At 62.4% G+C, this 16,290-nt stretch carries 14 protein-coding genes; 7 read left to right on the plus strand and 7 right to left on the minus strand.

Going from position 1 to position 16,290, the window contains the following annotated elements:
* Positions 1 to 210: 210 nt before the first annotated feature.
* The 4 genes from ACM64M_RS04670 to ACM64M_RS04685 form a co-directional block, all read right to left on the minus strand.
* Positions 211 to 1,839: a hypothetical protein gene (locus ACM64M_RS04670; RefSeq protein ID WP_416227500.1), complete on the minus strand. Its 1,629-nt coding sequence runs from the start codon at positions 1,837 to 1,839 to the stop codon at positions 211 to 213.
* 107 nt (positions 1,840 to 1,946) lie between these two features.
* Positions 1,947 to 3,605, minus strand: a complete 1,659-nt coding sequence (locus tag ACM64M_RS04675; RefSeq protein WP_416227501.1) for an FAD-dependent oxidoreductase — start codon at positions 3,603 to 3,605, stop codon at positions 1,947 to 1,949.
* Positions 3,606 to 3,681: 76 nt separating this feature from the next.
* The gene (locus ACM64M_RS04680) at positions 3,682 to 5,544 is read right to left on the minus strand and encodes a DUF885 domain-containing protein (protein ID WP_416227502.1); all 1,863 of its coding nucleotides are present in this window, start codon (positions 5,542 to 5,544) and stop codon (positions 3,682 to 3,684) included.
* A gap of 36 nt (positions 5,545 to 5,580) precedes the next feature.
* Positions 5,581 to 5,958 (minus strand): DUF3597 domain-containing protein, encoded by a 378-nt coding sequence (locus tag ACM64M_RS04685; RefSeq protein WP_416227503.1) that lies wholly within the window; start codon positions 5,956 to 5,958, stop codon positions 5,581 to 5,583.
* Positions 5,959 to 6,055: 97 nt separating this feature from the next.
* Here ACM64M_RS04685 and ACM64M_RS04690 point away from each other — a divergent pair, with 97 nt between their 5' ends.
* The gene (locus ACM64M_RS04690) at positions 6,056 to 6,298 is read left to right on the plus strand and encodes a hypothetical protein (protein WP_416227504.1); all 243 of its coding nucleotides are present in this window, start codon (positions 6,056 to 6,058) and stop codon (positions 6,296 to 6,298) included.
* 49 nt (positions 6,299 to 6,347) lie between these two features.
* Here the strand turns inward: ACM64M_RS04690 and ACM64M_RS04695 are convergent, their stop codons facing one another.
* Together ACM64M_RS04695 and ACM64M_RS04700 are read right to left on the minus strand one after the other, a co-directional pair.
* Entirely contained in the window at positions 6,348 to 7,028 is a 681-nt protein-coding gene (locus ACM64M_RS04695; RefSeq protein ID WP_416227505.1) for an energy transducer TonB, read from the minus strand.
* A gap of 287 nt (positions 7,029 to 7,315) precedes the next feature.
* Complete coding sequence (locus ACM64M_RS04700) at positions 7,316 to 7,972, minus strand: alpha/beta hydrolase (RefSeq protein ID WP_416227506.1); 657 nt, start codon at positions 7,970 to 7,972, stop codon at positions 7,316 to 7,318.
* A 118-nt stretch (positions 7,973 to 8,090) separates the two neighbouring features.
* Between ACM64M_RS04700 and ACM64M_RS04705 the strand changes: the two genes are divergently transcribed.
* The 6 genes from ACM64M_RS04705 to parC all read left to right on the plus strand — a co-directional run bounded on the left by ACM64M_RS04705 (position 8,091) and on the right by parC (position 15,394).
* A complete protein-coding gene (locus tag ACM64M_RS04705) occupies positions 8,091 to 9,080 on the plus strand; it encodes a cysteine desulfurase family protein (RefSeq protein ID WP_416227507.1) in 990 nt (329 codons plus the stop codon).
* Positions 9,081 to 9,108: 28 nt separating this feature from the next.
* The gene (locus ACM64M_RS04710) at positions 9,109 to 10,191 is read left to right on the plus strand and encodes a cysteine desulfurase family protein (RefSeq protein WP_416227644.1); all 1,083 of its coding nucleotides are present in this window, start codon (positions 9,109 to 9,111) and stop codon (positions 10,189 to 10,191) included.
* Positions 10,182 to 10,517 (plus strand): 2Fe-2S iron-sulfur cluster-binding protein, encoded by a 336-nt coding sequence (locus ACM64M_RS04715; RefSeq protein ID WP_416227508.1) that lies wholly within the window; start codon positions 10,182 to 10,184, stop codon positions 10,515 to 10,517. Before ACM64M_RS04710 ends, ACM64M_RS04715 begins: the two co-directional genes overlap by 10 nt.
* Positions 10,518 to 10,524: 7 nt before the next feature.
* Positions 10,525 to 11,295 (plus strand): ion transporter, encoded by a 771-nt coding sequence (locus tag ACM64M_RS04720; protein ID WP_416227509.1) that lies wholly within the window; start codon positions 10,525 to 10,527, stop codon positions 11,293 to 11,295.
* 106 nt (positions 11,296 to 11,401) lie between these two features.
* The gene (locus ACM64M_RS04725) at positions 11,402 to 13,018 is read left to right on the plus strand and encodes a M20/M25/M40 family metallo-hydrolase (RefSeq protein WP_416227510.1); all 1,617 of its coding nucleotides are present in this window, start codon (positions 11,402 to 11,404) and stop codon (positions 13,016 to 13,018) included.
* 81 nt (positions 13,019 to 13,099) lie between these two features.
* Positions 13,100 to 15,394 (plus strand): DNA topoisomerase IV subunit A, encoded by a 2,295-nt coding sequence (gene parC, locus ACM64M_RS04730; protein WP_416227511.1) that lies wholly within the window; start codon positions 13,100 to 13,102, stop codon positions 15,392 to 15,394.
* A gap of 67 nt (positions 15,395 to 15,461) precedes the next feature.
* Here the strand turns inward: parC and ACM64M_RS04735 are convergent, their stop codons facing one another.
* A complete protein-coding gene (locus ACM64M_RS04735) occupies positions 15,462 to 16,070 on the minus strand; it encodes a hypothetical protein (protein WP_416227512.1) in 609 nt (202 codons plus the stop codon).
* Positions 16,071 to 16,290 lie beyond the last annotated feature (220 nt).

Below are 16,290 nucleotides of genomic sequence, written 5' to 3' on the forward strand. Positions count from 1 at the left end.
CTCTGAAATAATACGAAAACGCAGTTTTTCGTCGCTTGACACTTGTCCAACATGATTTCGCATGAAGGATAGCGCACGGGTGCCAACAATAGGAAAGAGCCGCTGGCAGCCTAGCAGGACCGCAGCGTGTAGGAAAATGGCCAGACAGTGCTCTGATCCCCCGCCGCCTTCTTGCTTTGGCAGAGCTGTTGGCGACCTTGGTGTCTTACCCTAATCGGGCTGTGCTTCAGCGTCCTCGGAGCCGGAACTGCCAGCATCGCGGTCACTTTCGTCGGACCCCGCATCCGCTACCGCTTCTGTCCCGGCATCGTCTGATAGTTCGCGCTCTGGCAGGGCCAGCCGCAGCGGCTCTCCTTCGCTGGACTGATCCAGAACATTGACCAGCATCGCAGCCATTTCAGAAAGTCCTCCGCCATGCGGATCGGCGGCGAGCGGTTGCAAACTCTGCCGCGCCAGCGAGATTTTCCCTTCGCCTGCCTGCATGACCGCAACCTGTAGCCATAGCCCCTGATCGAACGGAGCCAATTGCGCCGCTCGCTCCAGCGCGGCGCGCGCGTTTTCAGGCGGCGTCACCCCCCGCTCGGCAAAGCTGCGGTAATAATACATCAGCGGTATGGGATGATCGTTTTCGCGCTGATTGAGTGCGGTCAGCGGCTTCATCGCCGCCTCGTAGGCAGCATCGGGCACCGGTGCATCGGCGGCCATGCGGAACAGCGCATAGCCTTTTTGAACATAGGCGTTGGTTCGGGCTGGATCGCGCGCCAGCGCCGCATCCGCAGCGGCAATCGCGGCTGCATCGTTTCCGGCATCATATTCGGCCTCTGCCAATGCGGTTTGCACACCCGGATCATCGGGATGGCGGCTTGCAATCTCGCGCGCCTCGATCACCAGCTGAGCAGCCTGCTCGCTGTTCACGCCGCGCTGTGATCGCATCCGCACGGTCATCATTTCAGCTTCGCCAGCTGACAGCGGGCGCAAGGAAATCTGCCCTGTCGTAAGCCGTTCTGGCGGGATCACAAAGGTCATGAAACGCCCGCGAAAATAGGCTTTCAATTCGCGTTCCAACTGGCCCAGATCGCCAAACGCCGCGTCCGCAGCCGCACGCGGCCGCATGCCTTCCATCAGGTTTTGCTGATATTGGACCAGTTGACCCGAACGCTCTTCGTTGAAGGTCAGATAGTGATACAGCAGCCAGCTCCACCCATAAAAGCTGTCTCCGCGACGTGCCCGGCGCGAATCATACACCTCCGGGTCCAGCAATTGTTCAACGCTCACCGGATTGCCGTAAGCCAGTTCCGGCCCCCGGTGCTGCGCGGCGCGGCCGATGATGACGCTGCCATCTTCGTTGAAAGAGGCGGCTGAAAAGAATTCGGCTGCGCCTTCGCTCAGCCAGCGCGGCATAGCAAATCGCGTGCTCGAAATCAGGAAATGGTGTGCATATTCATGCAGCAGGATCACCGTGGAGAAATGCGGATAGCCGCTCCGATTGCGAATATCCTGAACATAGGCGCGGCTGCTGCCTGCGCGCGGAATATACACCCCGCCGATCTGGCGATTGTCAGTGTCCAGCACCCGGCGCAAGTCGCGCTGATTGCCGACGACAAAGATCACCACGCGGTTCGACGGGCTGGGTTTTTCCAATTGTCTGCGGGTGAGGAACGCCAGCGCGGAATGATAGCGTTCGAGATTCTCGGCAAACCGGCGAATGTCACGCTCACTATCGTCGGCGTAGATGACGAAATGATCGCTTTGCGCCTCATACCATTCGGCGTTGGCCGGGACAGCCAGGCCGAACAGGCCCGCAGCGAATGCAACAATCGCAAAGAACCGGCAAATCATGGCTGCAACCCCCCTGACCGCGCCTGCGATTGCACGGTTGGGGGACGAGTATAAAAATCGGGGAGCGTTTGGCCAGCCCCTTTTCGCCGCGCCGCCCGCTTGCGCCTTCATGCCGTCTGGCGCAGCCCGTCGAGATAGGTCCAGATCGTGCTGACCACCACCGATCCTTCGCCGACCGCGCTGGCGACGCGCTTGACCGAGCCGGATCGCACGTCGCCCACCGCAAAGATGCCGGAGGTGCCCGTTTCAAAGGGGCTTTCGCGGCCCGCCGCTGCGCCGGTCAGGACAAAGCCTTTTTCGTCCACCTCGGCCAGACCCGACAGCCAATCGGTGTTGGGCTCTGCGCCGATCATGATGAACAGCGCGCGGGCGGCGATGCGTTGTTGGCTGTCATCGGCGTTGCCGCCGGTTCTTAGCGTGACCGCCTCCAGCCATTTCTCGCCATGCAGCGCCGTGACCTGGCTGTGATAATGGATGGTGACGCGCGGATCGGCCTCCAGCCGCTGCGACAGGTAACTCGACATCGACGCGGCGAGGCTGCTGCCGCGCACCACCAGATGCACATGCGCCGCCGCGCGCGACAGGAACATCGCCGCTTGCCCCGCCGAATTGCCGCCACCGATCACCACGACATCGCTGCTGCCGCAAAAGCGGGCCTCCATTTCGGTCGCCGAATAGAACACGCCAGCGCCCTCCAGCTCCTCCAGCCGGTCAATCGGCAGGCGGCGATATTGCACCCCGGTCGCCACCAGCAAGGCGCGGGCGCAGAGTTGGTCGCCGCCCGCTTCGCCCCCTGACCCATCGCCATCCAGCGTGACGCAAAACGCCCCGTCTTCGCGGCGGGATAGCGCCTCGACCCGGCGCGGCAGGATAAACCTGGTGCCGAATTTCATCGCCTGCACCTGACCGCGAAATGTCAGATCGGTGCCGCTGATGCCGGTGGGAAAGCCCATGTAATTCTCGATCCGGCTGGATGTGCCCGCCTGACCGCCGATCGCGGTATCCTCGATCACCAGCGCCTCGATCCCCTCGGACCCGGCATAGACCGCCGCCGCGACGCCCGCCGGGCCGCCGCCAACGATCAACAGATCGTAGGTCCGCTGCGAACAGATATCGAGATCCAGCCCGAGATATTGCGCGACCTTGCGCGGGGTGGGATCAGCCAGCGGGGTGTCGGCGGCGAGGATCACCGCCGGTTCGTGCCCGATCAGGCTGCACATCGCCGCGGTTTCGCGGTCGGTCGCGTCCATGTCATAACTTTGGAACGGGATGCGATTGCGCGACAGGAACCGCTCCACCGCCTGCACCTGAGGGTCGCGGTCAGCGCCGATGACCTTGATCGTGTCGTTGCGCGCGTCAAACTGCGCCCGCCTCCGCGCGGCGAACACGGTGATGAGATGATCGGACAGTTCGGGCACCTGGCTCATCAACGTCAGCATCGCCTGGCGCGGGGCCTCGATCACTGTTGTGTCCACCGCCGCACGCATCCGCATGATATTGGTGCCGCCGTTGAGAAACCCGATTTCGCCAAGGAATTGCGTGGGGCCGAGCGAGGAGGGCAGCATGCGCTCGCCAGAGCGGGGGTCCGCCACCTCGATCTCGCCCGTGATGACATAGATGAACCGGTCCATCGGTTCGCCAATGTCCATGACGATTGCGCCCGCCGAATAGCGCTGTTCCGCGCCGATTGCGCGGATCGCAGCGACGTGGGCATCGGCCAGCGGCACCCGGCGCATGGTTCCAAGGTCTTGTCCGAGCGTTTCCATCTGCTGCCTCCTGAGCGGTTCAGACTGTCAGATGGGGGACGCCCGGCGCATTACCAGAGCGCGGCGATCACGATTGTCAGGCGGAGGCAATATACCTCGCCACCGTCTTGCCAACCACGTCCAGCGGGGCGTTGCCGCCCAGAATGACGGCGGTGTTGAACGCCTTGAAATCATAGGACGCGCCCATCTGCTGCTGCGCCAGCGCGCGTTGGCGGACGATCTCGCTATGCCCGATCTTGTAGGAACACGCTTGCCCCGGCCAGCTGCAATAACGGTCAACCTCGCTCGCCACTTCTTCGGGTTTCGATCCATTGCGTTCCACAAAGAAGCGGTTGCCCGCCTCGCGGGTCCAGCGTTTGGAATGGAGCCCGGTGTCCACCACCAGCCGGCAGGCGCGGAACGCGAGGCTTTGCAGATAGCCGAGCCGCCCGACCGCGAAATCGTCATAAGCGCCCAGTTCATCGGCCAATTGTTCGCCATACAGCGCCCAGCCTTCGCTGAACGCGCCGAACGCGAGGATTGATCGGATCAGCGGCAGGCGGTTGGAAAATTCGCCCTCCCACACATGGCCGGGGATGCTTTCGTGGAAGGTCAGGTCGGCCAGATCATATTTGCGGTGCAGGTCGGTGGTGCGCAGATTGATCCAGAACCGGCCCGGAATGCTGCCATCCTTGCTGCCCGCGCCGCCATATGCCCCCGGCGCGCCCGCTTCTTCGTTCACAGGGATGCGGCGGACCTCCATATTGGGATCAACCAGCTGATTGAAGGCGCGCGGCATCTGCGCCTTGATCCAGCGGAGCCGTTCATCGATGAAGGCGAAGATTTCCTCGCGCCCCGGATCGCCGGGTGCGAATTGGTAACGCGGGTCGTTGCCCAGCGCCTGCATCCGTTCGCCCACGGTCCCTTGAGTGTAGCCGATGCTGCGCAGGATCGGGTCCATCCGCCCGTGCAATTCGGCGAGTTCGGCCAGCCCCATCTCGTGGATTTCATCGGGGGAAAGCGAGGTGGTGGTCGAGGCGCTGGTGGACCATGAATAATATTCCTCGCCCTGCGGCTGCGCCCAGATGCCCGCGTCGCTCTTGGCAAGGCGGCGCTGGGTCTTGAGCTCGGCAAGCTGCCGCTGGAGCGCGGGCAGCAGGCGGTCGTTGACAATCCCCGCCGCCTGACGCGAGGCCGTGATTGCCGGTTCGAGATCCGCCGTCAGCAGCGGCGCAACATAGGCCCCGCCGCTGTTTGCGGCATCGGCAATGTTCGCCTCCATCTGCGCAATCGTCTTGTCGAGCAGGAAGTCGGGGGGCACCACGCCCATGCCGCGCGCCTCGGCAATGCGATCGGTTTCCCCGTCGAGCACCGCGCTGACTTCATTCAGACGGCCAAGGTAATATTCAACATCCTGCGCATCGCGCAGCGGCTGGGTCGCGGCGAAATGGCGGGGGAAATCAATGTAGCCGCCGACATTCTGGATGACGAGATAAGGGGCGTTGCGCCACGATCCGACCGCGACATCGCCATAGGGCAGCGCCATCCCGGCAAGCGCGCTGGAAAAGGCGCTTTCGACCACTTCGAAACTGGTTTGTTGATCCGGGGTCAGGCCGTCTCTGGGAAAAGCGCGCGCCTCTGCCAGCAGCTGGGTCAGCGTCGCCTGATACGCCTCGCGCCCTTCGGCTCCGGCTGCGCCAAAGGTGCCGCGCCAATCGGCGTATTGGCCGGTATCGACGCCCAGCCCGGTCGCGCGCCCCGGTTCGTGCCGCAGCATCGCATAGGATATCCGGTCGAGCGTTTCGTCTGCGCTTGGAAATGCTGGCGGCGGGGCGTTGTCGACCGAATAGGCCGCGCCCGCGCATCCGGGGACCAGCGCCCCAGTGACGGCGAGTGCAGAAACGCCGCCAAGCCCAGAGAGGGCCTGACGGCGTGTGAAATTGTGTGTTGTCTCGTTCATCCTGGCAGGTGATACCCGCCGAAAGAGCCGAGTCAATCAGTCCTTGAGATCGGCGGGGACGATCCCGCCAGCGGCTGCGATCTTGTTCATCACGGCTTTGTGCAGCGCGATATTGTCTTCGGCAGTGCCCGAATAATCGTCATTGCCCAGTTCCTGCGCCAGTTCCTTGCGGTTGGCATAGCTTGGATCGATCTGAACCAGTTTCATCAGATCGACGATCGAAGTGCGCCAGTTGAGAGCGTCCGCGCCGGGAATGCTGCTGATGCGCTGTTCGACATCGACGCCGCTGATTGCTGCGCGCTTGGGCGCGGCTGTAGGGGTGGCTGCTGCCGGGGTTGCGGCGGGCGCTGGTGCCGGCGTGTCGTCTTCGTCCGAACCGAAAATCGCGTTTGAGATTGAGCTGAAAATTCCCATTGAACCCTCCTGTTGGTACTTCGATCTTGAACCTAGACCGTAAGGCCGCGATGTTCCAGCGCTATGACAAGGGCCGCAGGAGCCGAATTGTAAAATCATGAATAGTATCTGGGCAGCGATCACCGAATTTTTCACCGGCAATGCTGGCGGAGTGCTGGCGTTGGTGATGCTCGCCGCCATTGCGCTGGTTATCGGTGCGTTCGTGCTGTGGCGGCGCACGGGCGAGGCAAAGCAGCCCGTGCTGATGGTGCTGTTGGCACTGATCGCGGTGGCCAATGTGCTGATCTGGACTGTGCCCGATGGATCGGGTGTGGCCCCGATTGAGCAAGTGCCCGATTGAACATGAATATGCGGCCGAAGCGTTCACGCGCTCCGGCCGCGGGGGATGGCTATTCCGGGATTTTCCAGCTGACCGAGCTGCTGTACCGGCCCGCCACAATCTCGCCCGAACTGTTGCGCGCCGGATCAAAGCTGGCGCGGCGTTCAAGCAGGCGGCAGGTCGCCTCATCCAGCGGCGCATGGCCGGTTGACCGCGTGATCGTGCAATTGCTGACCCGGCCCCGCGCATCCACGCTTAATTCAAAGCCCGCGACCCCCGAATAGCCGCGATTGATCCAGCTGGTGCGGTAATCGCTATCGGTGATCCAGCGCCCCGGATTGCCGCGCGGCGCAGCGGCGACGGGGGTGAAGGACGGGGAGGGGGTGGGCCGGGGGATACCGAAATCGACCGGGCCGACCACATCACCCAGGCCATCGTCGAGGCCGGGCAGTTCGCCAATCGGGCCGCTGTCGCGAACCGTGAAATCAAAATCGCTGTCGGGCCGGGTGATAACCGTATCGCGCACCCGATCGGGGTTCGGGCGGGTGGAGGCCTTTGGATCCACTGGATCGTCGATAGGCTCTATCTTGGGAACTTCGAAATTGGTGGCGACGGGGTTGGCGATGGGCGGCACGATCACTTGCGTGATGGCAAGGCCGGTGACCAGCAACACTCCCATGGCGGCGGGCACGCCCAGTGCGCCGAGTGCGGCGGCGGGGTTGGCGCGGTTGGCGGTGTCAGAATAGCTCATTGCAGACTCTCCTCTCACTTTCGCTAGGGGATGATGTTACAACGTAACTTTTTGCAATCAAGAACTATCGAGTTGCGCAATGCGACCCGTCGCGCTTCGAAACCAATCAGGATCTTGTAATAAAATTATAAAAAGGCAAGCGCGGCGCCTTACCGCCCCGGCGCGCAGCTGCCGCAAGGGCGACTGCCCGCCCGCAGGGGCCTGTAGCGCAGCGGAAGAACAGCCCCGAGGACGCTCACCCGGATGGGTGAGCGAAACACAGGAAAACGATCAAACAGCCCAAAGGGCTATTTGATCGGACAATCCGGCGACAGGCGGAAATCGAGGTAATTGTCGACCGAACCCATCAAATCCTCAATCTCGTTTTCGAAAAAGTGATTGGCGCGCGGGATTTCTTCGTGGTGGATTGTGATGTGTTTCTGCGTGCGCAGTTTATCGACCAGTTTCTGCACCGCACCGGGCTGCACCACCGTATCGGCTGCGCCTTGCACGAAGATGCCGCTTGCGGGGCAGGGGGCGAGGAAGCTGAAATCATACATGTTGGCGGGCGGCGCGACCGAGATGAAGCCGCGCACTTCGGGCCGCCGCATCAGCAATTGCATCCCGATCAACGCGCCGAACGAATAGCCCGCGACCCAGGTGGTCTGCGCCTCCGGGTGGATCGACTGCACCCAGTCAAGTGCGCTGGCCGCGTCGGAAAGCTCGCCAATGCCGCTGTCGAACGAGCCTTGCGAACGGCCCACGCCGCGAAAGTTGAATCGCAAGGTGGCAAAACCGCGCTCGGCAAAGGTTTTGTAGAGCCGCTGCACGATCCGGTCGTTCATCGTGCCGCCGCCTTCGGGATGCGGGTGCAGGATCATCGCCACGGGCGCGCGCGGGCGGGGGGGAGGGGAAAAACGACCTTCAAGACGGCCTTCGGGGCCGGGGAAGATGACTGATGGCATCGGTGAAACCTTGCGAAAAAGATGGCGCGAAAAGTGATGGCGAGATGCCCGCTGGCACCTGCTGCAGCGCGCCCTATATAGGAGTGCATGCAGATTTCGCAATTTATTGTGCGCTGACTTGCCGATGCGCCGAATTTATCTCGATCACGCCGCAACTTCGCCGCTCCGCCCAGAGGCCAAGGCGGCGATGGAGGAAGGGTTTGCGATCTGGGCGAACCCGTCGTCTCCCCATGCCGAAGGCCGCCGCGCGAAACAGGCGTTGGAGGATGCGCGCGAGCGGATCAAACGCAACCTTGAGTGGGATGGCGAGGTGATTTTCACCAGCGGGGCGAGCGAGGCCTTGTGGATTGCGCTCAACCGCTCGAAGGCCACGCGCCGCATCGTCAGCGCGGTGGAGCATGATGCGGCATTCCGGGCCGCGCCGGATGCGGAAATCTTTGATGAAGGCCAGTCGCTGGGTCCCGATGCGATCCTTGCAGTCCAGCATGTCAATTCAGAAACCGGTACGATCAACCCGGTAACCGCAATGGCCAAGACCGTGCGCCCAACGGGTGCGCTCGTGCTGTCCGATTGTGCGCAAGGCGCGGGCAAGCTTGATCTGCCCGATGCCGATATGCTGGTTGTCTCGGCGCACAAATTCGGTGGGCCAATTGCAATCGGCGCGCTGCTTGTGCGTGATTTCGCCTTGCTTGACCCCATGGGCGGGCATGAACGCGGCTATCGTCAGGGCACCGAAAATATGCCCGGCGCGATGGGTATGGCGGCGGCGCTGGAGGCGGGCGATTGGTCCACGACCCCGGCACAGCGCGCGCAATTGGCGCAGGCCATAGCGGCGGACCGGCTCTCCATCGGGGACCAAGTCGACTACATCTTTGCCCTGACCCACCCCACCATCAGCGCCCAGGCCTTGCTCATCCGCCTCGACACCATGGGCTTTGCCGTCTCGGCGGGCAGTGCCTGTTCCTCCGGCACGCTGAAGAAAAGCCGGGTGCTTGATGCCTTTGGCGTCCCCGATGATGTCGCCGCGCGCACGATCCGGGTGAGCCTCGGCTGGAGCACGACGCCCGACGAACTGGACCAGTTTGCCCAAGCTTGGCGCTCGCTATGACAATTCCCTTTTGATAGAGGCAGGCACCATGATCTACCTCGACAATCAGGCGACCACGCCGCTTGCCCCCGAAGCCCGCGCAGCCATGCTGCGGCAGCTTGATGGGCCGGATGGCACCGGTTTCGGCAATCCCCATTCCCCGCATCGCATGGGCCGTATGGCAGCGGCGGCGGTGGAGACCGCGCGCGAGAAAGTCGCGGCGCTGTTTCCGGCGGGCGGGCGGGTGATCTTCACCGGCAATGCCTGCGAAGCGATCAACCTCGCCATGCGCGGGGCGAAGCGCAGCGGGCGCATCGCGGTGTCGGCAATCGAGCATGCGGCGGTGATGGACACGGCGCACGCAGTGGGCGCGCCGATTGTCATTCCGGTGGGAGCGGATGGTTGCGCCGATCCGCGCACCAATCTGCCGTCCGGGCTGGCAATGGTCTGCGTGATGCAGGTCAACAATGAAATCGGCACCGTGCAGCCGGTCGCTGAACTGGCGGCGCAGGCGCGCGCGGCGGGTGCGCTGTTCCTGTGCGACGCGGTGCAGGGCGCGGGCAAATTCGGCCCGCCTGCCGATGCCGACCTGATCGCGGTGAGCGCGCACAAGATCTACGGCCCCAAGGGCATCGGCGCTTTGTGGGTGCGCGACGGGGTGGAACTGACCCCGCAGATCACCGGCGGCCTGCAGGAAGGGCTGCGTTCGGGCACGCTCAGCCCCGCTTTGGTCGCCGGGTTCGGCGCGGCGGCGACGCTGGCGCAGGACCGGATGGAAGAAGATGCCGCCCATGCCCGTAGGCTCTGGGACCGCGCGCTCGACCTGTTCGGTGACTGGCAGATCAACGGCAGTCTGGACAATCGCAACCACGCCAATCTCAGCATCAGGCGCGAAGGGCTGGATGTGGCCCGCTTGATGAGCACCTGCCGCAATGTCATGTTCTCCGCCGGAAGCGCCTGCGCCAGCGGATCGGGCAAGCCGAGCCATGTGCTCAAAGCCATCGGGCTTTCCGACGCCGAGGCGAAAAGCACGGTCCGGCTGGGCTGGGGGCGCTACACCTCGCTGGAGGAGCTGGAAACGGCAGCGCAGGAAATCAAGGCAGCGGTAAAGGAGCAGGAATTGTGGGGCTAAAGGTCACCTTCATCGACCCGCGCGGCAATGCGGTCGAGACCGAGGCCGAGGCGGGCGATAATCTGCTGAAGGTCGGGCAGGCGGCGGGCCTCCCGCTAGAGGGCACCTGCGAAGGCCAGATGGCCTGTTCCACCTGCCACGTCATCGTTGCGCCGGAATGGTTTGACCGGCTGGCCGATCCGTCCGAGGAAGAAGAAGACATGCTCGATTTCGCCGCCGGAGCGCGCCGGACAAGCCGCCTGTCGTGCCAGATCGACCTGACCGAAGCGCTGAACGGTTTGAGTGTCAGCGTGCCCGGAACCAGCAACGACGCGCGGCGGATGTGAAGCGGCGATGACACTGCGCGAGCGGGCGCTGGCCCTTGTTCAAGCGAATGCGTTTGAACGTTTTATCATCGCGGTGATCGTGCTCAATGCGGTTGGTTTGGGGCTGGAAACCTCGCCCGCAATCATGGCGTCAGTGGGCGGAGCGGTGGTGTTGTTTGACCGGGCCGCGCTGGCGATTTTCGTGATCGAACTGGCTCTGAAGCTGTTCGCCTACCGGCTTGCCTTCTTCAAAAGCGGCTGGAACATCTTTGACCTTGCAATTGTAAGCGCGGCATTGATGCCCGCGGGCGATCAGTTTTCGGTCCTGCGGGCGCTGCGCATCCTGCGGGCGCTGCGGCTGGTCTCGGTCGTGCCCAGCATGCGCAAGGTGATAGTCGGATTGTTCAAGGCGATCCCAAGTATCGGCACGGTGATCATCATGTTGCTGCTGTTGTTCTATATCAGCGCGGTGATGGCGAGAAAGCTGTTTGGTTCGGCGTTTCCCGAATGGTTCGGCGATCTTGGGCTGACATTATACACGCTGTTTCAGGTCATGACGCTGGAAAGCTGGAGCATGGGCATCGTGCGCCCGGTGATGGAGGAATTCCCCTATGCTTGGGCGTTTTTCGTGCCGTTCATCCTGCTCACCAGCTTTATCGTGCTGAACCTGTTCATCGGTGTGATCGTCAACGCCATGGCCGAGGCAACCGAAGACGAAGCGCATGGCGAACGCGAGGAGATCATCCACCAGTTAAAGCTGCTGCGCGAAGAGGTTGCGGCGTTGAAGAGCGAGCGTTGAAGGACGGCTTCAATACTCCAGCAGGCGACTGGACTTTGCGGCAGATATAGAGAATGCATGGCACCAGAACGTGGCGCCGGCCTCTTTCAATTTGGGGAACTGATTGATGAAAACACTCACCTCGTTGTTGGCGAGCGCCGCTGTCGCGCTTGCCATCGTTCCGATCGCATCGCTCAGCGCTGACGGCGGAGAGGAACAAATCCCCCAGATTATTGACAGCGGGATGAACCACAGCGAGGCAATGGCCACCGCTTCGGAGTTGATGGACGGCATCGGTCCGCGTCTGACCAATTCGGAAGGATACGACCGCGCGGCTGTTTGGGCGCTGGCACGGTTGCGCGAATATGGCCTGACCAATGTGCGCACCGAGAGCGTTGATTTCGGGCTCGGCTGGAACCTTGATAGCTGGTCCGCGCGGATGGTCGCGCCGCGCGCGCTCGACATGCGGATGATACCGGTCGCGTGGTCGCCGCCGACACAGGGCACGGTTTCAGCACCGGTGATCCTTGCACCAATGGATGAGGAAGAGGATTTCGAACGCTGGCGCGGCAAACTGGCGGGCAAGATCGTGCTCATCAGCGAACCTGACCGAGCCAGCGAATCGACCGCGCCCGGTTTCCGGCGCTTCGATGGCGGCGAACTGGCGGAGTTTGATCGCTATGAATTTCCCGCCGACGACCGGACGCCATTCGGCAGTTTTGTAAAACGGCTGGCTTTCCCTCAGCAGCTATCGGAATTTCTGGCCGCCGAAGGCGCGCTGGCCATGGTTCGCACTTCGATACGCGGCAATGGGCTGGTGCACGGTGAAGGCTATGCCTTTTCGCCGGACAAGCGCTTTGCACTGCCGTTTGTCGAGCTGGCAAAGGAAGATTACAACCGGCTCGCCCGGCTGGAGATCGCCGGAACAACCCCCAGCGTTTCGATTGCGGTTGTTGCCCGGATCAACGAAACCGATCTGACTACAGAAAACCTGTTTGGCGACATTGCTGGAACCGATCCGCGCGCAGGCTATGTTCTGGCAGGCGGGCATTTCGATAGCTGGCATGCAGCCGATGGCGCAACCGATGATGGCGCGGGCAGCATTGTCGTGATGGAAGCGGCGCGCATCCTTGCAGGACTGGGCGTGCGGCCCAAACGGACTATCCGGTTTGCCCTGTGGTCGGGCGAGGAGCAGGGACTGATCGGCTCCAAAGCCTATGTTGATCGTTACATCGTCTCACGTCCGGTGGACAGCGGCCTCAGCCCGCTGGAACAGTTCGTCAATTGGGACGATTATTATCCGATCACGCCGCTGCCCGGCTATTCCGAGATGAAAGCCTATTTCAATCTCGACAACGGAGCAGGGCGTATTCGCGGTGTCTATGCGGAAAACAATATCGACGCCGCGCCGCTGTTGCGGCGGTGGCTATCGCCATTTTCCAGCATGGGCGCGAGCACGGTGGTGACTGGCCGAACCAGCGGCACCGACCACCAGATGATGGCGGCAATCGGTCTGCCTGCGTTCCAGTTCATTCAGGATCCGCTCGATTACAACAGCCGCACACACCACACGAGCATCGACACGCTCGACCATGTGCCGCCAGACGACATTCGGCAGGCGGCGACGATTATGGCCGCGATGCTGTGGCAGGCGGCCAACAGCGACGAGGAACTGCCGCGCCTGCCCCTCCCGACTGAGCCGAGCAAGTCCGACCCATTCCATTGGGAAGACCCGGAAGAATAGGGGAGAACTGGCCCTCGGTCTTTCTCCAACTCTGTGGATACGCCTCTCCCGCCTACCCACGCGCGTTGCTAAGCGGAGGCCATGTCCGATTCCGCCACCGACCATGATTCCAATCCCTTCGACGCCATCATCGATGCGCCGTTCGATGCCGCGCTGTCAGAGCGTTACCTTGTCTATGCGCTGTCCACGATCACCGCGCGGTCGCTGCCGGATCTGCGCGACGGGTTGAAGCCGGTGCATCGGCGGCTGCTGTGGACCATGCGGCAATTGAAGCTGGACCCGACCAACACTTTCAAGAAATCGGCGCGCGTCGTTGGTGAGGTGATCGGTAAATATCACCCGCATGGCGACACCGCCGCCTATGATGCAATGGTGCGCCTCGCTCAGGATTTCTCGCTGCGCTATCCTTTGGTCGAGGGGCAGGGGAATTTCGGCAATATCGACGGCGATAACGCCGCCGCCTACCGCTACACCGAAGCGCGCCTGACGCGGACCGCGATGGCTTTGATGGAGGGGCTGGACGCAGGCACGGTTGATTTCATCCCGACCTATAATGGCGAGGAGGAAGAGCCGGAGTTGATGCCCGGTCTGTTCCCCAATTTGCTGGCCAATGGGTCGAGCGGGATCGCGGTGGGCATGGCGACCAATATCCCTTCACACAATGTCGCCGAAGTGATCGACGCGACGCTGGAATTGATCGACAACCCCCACGCCAGCCACGAACGGCTGATGGAATTGATGCACGGCCCCGATTTCGCCACTGGCGGTCAGGTCATCGACAGCGCCGAAGTGATTTCCGAAGCCTATCGCACCGGGCGCGGGTCGTTCCGGCTGCGCGGACTGTTCCACGCGCCCGAGGCGGAGAAGCCCGACGATCAGGCCGCCGGGATTGAGCGGCTGGGCGGCGGGCAATGGCAGCTCGTCATCAGCCAGATCCCCTATCAGGTGCAAAAGGGTAAGCTGATCGAACAGATCGCCCAGGCGATTGCCGACCGCAAATTGCCGATCCTCGAAGATGTGCGCGACGAAAGCGATGAGGCGATCCGTATCGTGCTGATCCCGCGCAGCCGCAATGTCGATCCAGAATTGCTCAAGGAAAGCATTTTCAAGCTGACCGACGTGGAGACCCGGTTCGGGCTAAACATGAACGTGCTGGATGCCAAACGGACCCCGATGGTGATGGGGATCAAAGAACTGCTCGGCCATTGGACCGCGGCGCAAATCGACATCCTGCAACGTCGCACGCAATACCGGCTCGATCAGATCGCGCGGCGGCTGGAACTGGTCGAAGGCTATATCATCGCCTTCCTCAATCTGGATCGGGTGATCGAAATCATCCGTTACGAGGATGATCCCAAGGCGGTGATGATGGCCGAATTCAGCCTCACCGACCGGCAGGCCGAAGCGATCCTCAACATGCGGCTGCGGTCATTGCGCAAGCTGGAAGAGATGGAGCTGCGCAGCGAAAAGGACACTTTGCTGGCCGAACAGGATGATCTCACCAAATTGCTCGAAAGCCCGGCGCGGCAGCGCACAAGGCTGAAAAAAGACCTGCGCGCGCTGCGGGCCGAATATGCCGAAACCACCGCGCTGGGCGCGCGCCGCACGTTGATCCGCGAGGCGGCTCCGATGGTCGAATTCTCGATGGACGCGATGATCGAGAAAGAGCCCGTCACCGTGATCCTGAGCCAGAAGGGCTGGATCAGAGCGGGCCGGGGGCATGTGCCGCTGGATCAGGAGTTCAAATATAAGGAAGGCGACAAGCTCGCCGCGATTCTCCACGCGCAGACCACTGACAAATTGCTGATCGCGGCGTCCGATGGGCGGTTCTTTACGCTGGGCTGCGACAAACTGCCGGGCGCGCGCGGGTTTGGCGAGCCTTTGCGAACGATGATCGACCTTGAAAGCGATGCCGCGATTGCCGGGATGCTGGTGCACAAGGACGGCGGGCGGCTGCTGCTTGCCTCCAGCATCGGCAAGGGCTTTATCGCTGAAACAAAAGACCTGCTCGCTGAAACGCGCAAAGGGCGGCAGGTGGTCAATTTGAAAGCCGGGGCGCGGTTGCAGGTCATCCGCGAAGTGCCAGCGGCCCACGATCACGTTGCGGCGGTGGGCGACAACCGCAAGCTGATTGTGTTCAACCTTGATGAAATGCCGATGATGACGCGCGGGCAGGGGGTGACGCTGCAACGCTACCGCGACGGCGGGTTGTCTGATGCAACCACGTTTGTGCTGGCCGAAGGGCTAAGCTGGCAGATGGGCGGATCGGGCGAGCGAACCCGCACCGAAACCGACATCTGGCAATGGAAAGTCGCACGCGGTGCCGCCGGACGCCTGCCGCCGCAGGGCTTTCCGAAGAACAACCGGTTTGGCTGACCCAAACGAGAAACCGCGGCCACCCTATCAGGTGACCGCGGTTTGTGTTGCCTGTGGGCGGTGCCGCTTATTCGCTTGAATCTGCGCCGTCATCGCCGGTGGATGCGCCGGCCATTTCGGCTTCCTTGGCGCGGGCCTGAGCCGGGGTGAGGATTTCCGCACCCTCGGGCACGGCGACGGTGTTAGCGGTCAATTGCTCGCCCGAATAAAGCGCCATCAGAGCGCCTTCGGGGGTGGCGGCAAAGGCTTCGCGGGTCAGGGTGACAATCCCCATGCCGTTCTTCACGATCACTGTGTCTTCGCTGTCGATCGTATAGACCATACCTGCGGGCAGACCGTCGGCGCTGACAACCGCAGCGCCCTCAACCAGAGCGGCGTCGCGCGCTTCATTAGCGGCGGCGACCTGTGCGTCCATCATGCCGTCGATCTGTGCCTTGGTTGCATTGACCGTCCAATTGCCTTCGCGTTCGGCGAGCAATTCGGCGGGCAGCGGGGCCTTGTGCTTGCCCGTGTCGACTGTCACGATGCCGCCTTCATTGGCGCTCACGGTGCCAATCGGCGCGTCGTCATTGCCGAGCACGGTCACACCAACGTCCTGCGCGTAAACGGCAGTGGGCAGGACAGTGGGCAGGGCGGTGATGGCGGCGGCCAGGATAGCCAGTTTTGCAAACTTCATTGTTCGAAATTCTCCGGTATTGTTATCATCAAGCGACCGCTGCAAGCGAAAGGGCGGCACGCAAAAGGGTTGACGCAAGACCGAATGGTTTCGGTTGGCTGCGATGAATGCACGCTGGCATAGAAATGACCAAACCGCGCGATTGGTTCCCTAATCAGGGCGGGGCCATATGACAAGTCGATGACCCTTGAAGCCTTTATGACGGTGCCAGCGTGAAGCT

This window comes from Qipengyuania sp. ASV99, assembly GCF_047872805.1.
Lineage (GTDB): Bacteria > Pseudomonadota > Alphaproteobacteria > Sphingomonadales > Sphingomonadaceae > Erythrobacter.

Coding starts and splice junctions, on each gene's coding strand:
- ACM64M_RS04670 (WP_416227500.1), bottom strand. CDS start 1,839: ATGATTTGCCGGTTCTTTGCGATTGTTGCATTCGCTGCGGGCCTGTTC.
- ACM64M_RS04675 (WP_416227501.1), bottom strand. CDS start 3,605: ATGGAAACGCTCGGACAAGACCTTGGAACCATGCGCCGGGTGCCGCTG.
- ACM64M_RS04680 (WP_416227502.1), bottom strand. CDS start 5,544: ATGAACGAGACAACACACAATTTCACACGCCGTCAGGCCCTCTCTGGG.
- ACM64M_RS04685 (WP_416227503.1), bottom strand. CDS start 5,958: ATGGGAATTTTCAGCTCAATCTCAAACGCGATTTTCGGTTCGGACGAA.
- ACM64M_RS04690 (WP_416227504.1), top strand. CDS start 6,056: ATGAATAGTATCTGGGCAGCGATCACCGAATTTTTCACCGGCAATGCT.
- ACM64M_RS04695 (WP_416227505.1), bottom strand. CDS start 7,028: ATGAGCTATTCTGACACCGCCAACCGCGCCAACCCCGCCGCCGCACTC.
- ACM64M_RS04700 (WP_416227506.1), bottom strand. CDS start 7,972: ATGCCATCAGTCATCTTCCCCGGCCCCGAAGGCCGTCTTGAAGGTCGT.
- ACM64M_RS04710 (WP_416227644.1), top strand. CDS start 9,109: ATGATCTACCTCGACAATCAGGCGACCACGCCGCTTGCCCCCGAAGCC.
- ACM64M_RS04720 (WP_416227509.1), top strand. CDS start 10,525: ATGACACTGCGCGAGCGGGCGCTGGCCCTTGTTCAAGCGAATGCGTTT.
- ACM64M_RS04725 (WP_416227510.1), top strand. CDS start 11,402: ATGAAAACACTCACCTCGTTGTTGGCGAGCGCCGCTGTCGCGCTTGCC.
- parC (WP_416227511.1), top strand. CDS start 13,100: ATGTCCGATTCCGCCACCGACCATGATTCCAATCCCTTCGACGCCATC.
- ACM64M_RS04735 (WP_416227512.1), bottom strand. CDS start 16,070: ATGAAGTTTGCAAAACTGGCTATCCTGGCCGCCGCCATCACCGCCCTG.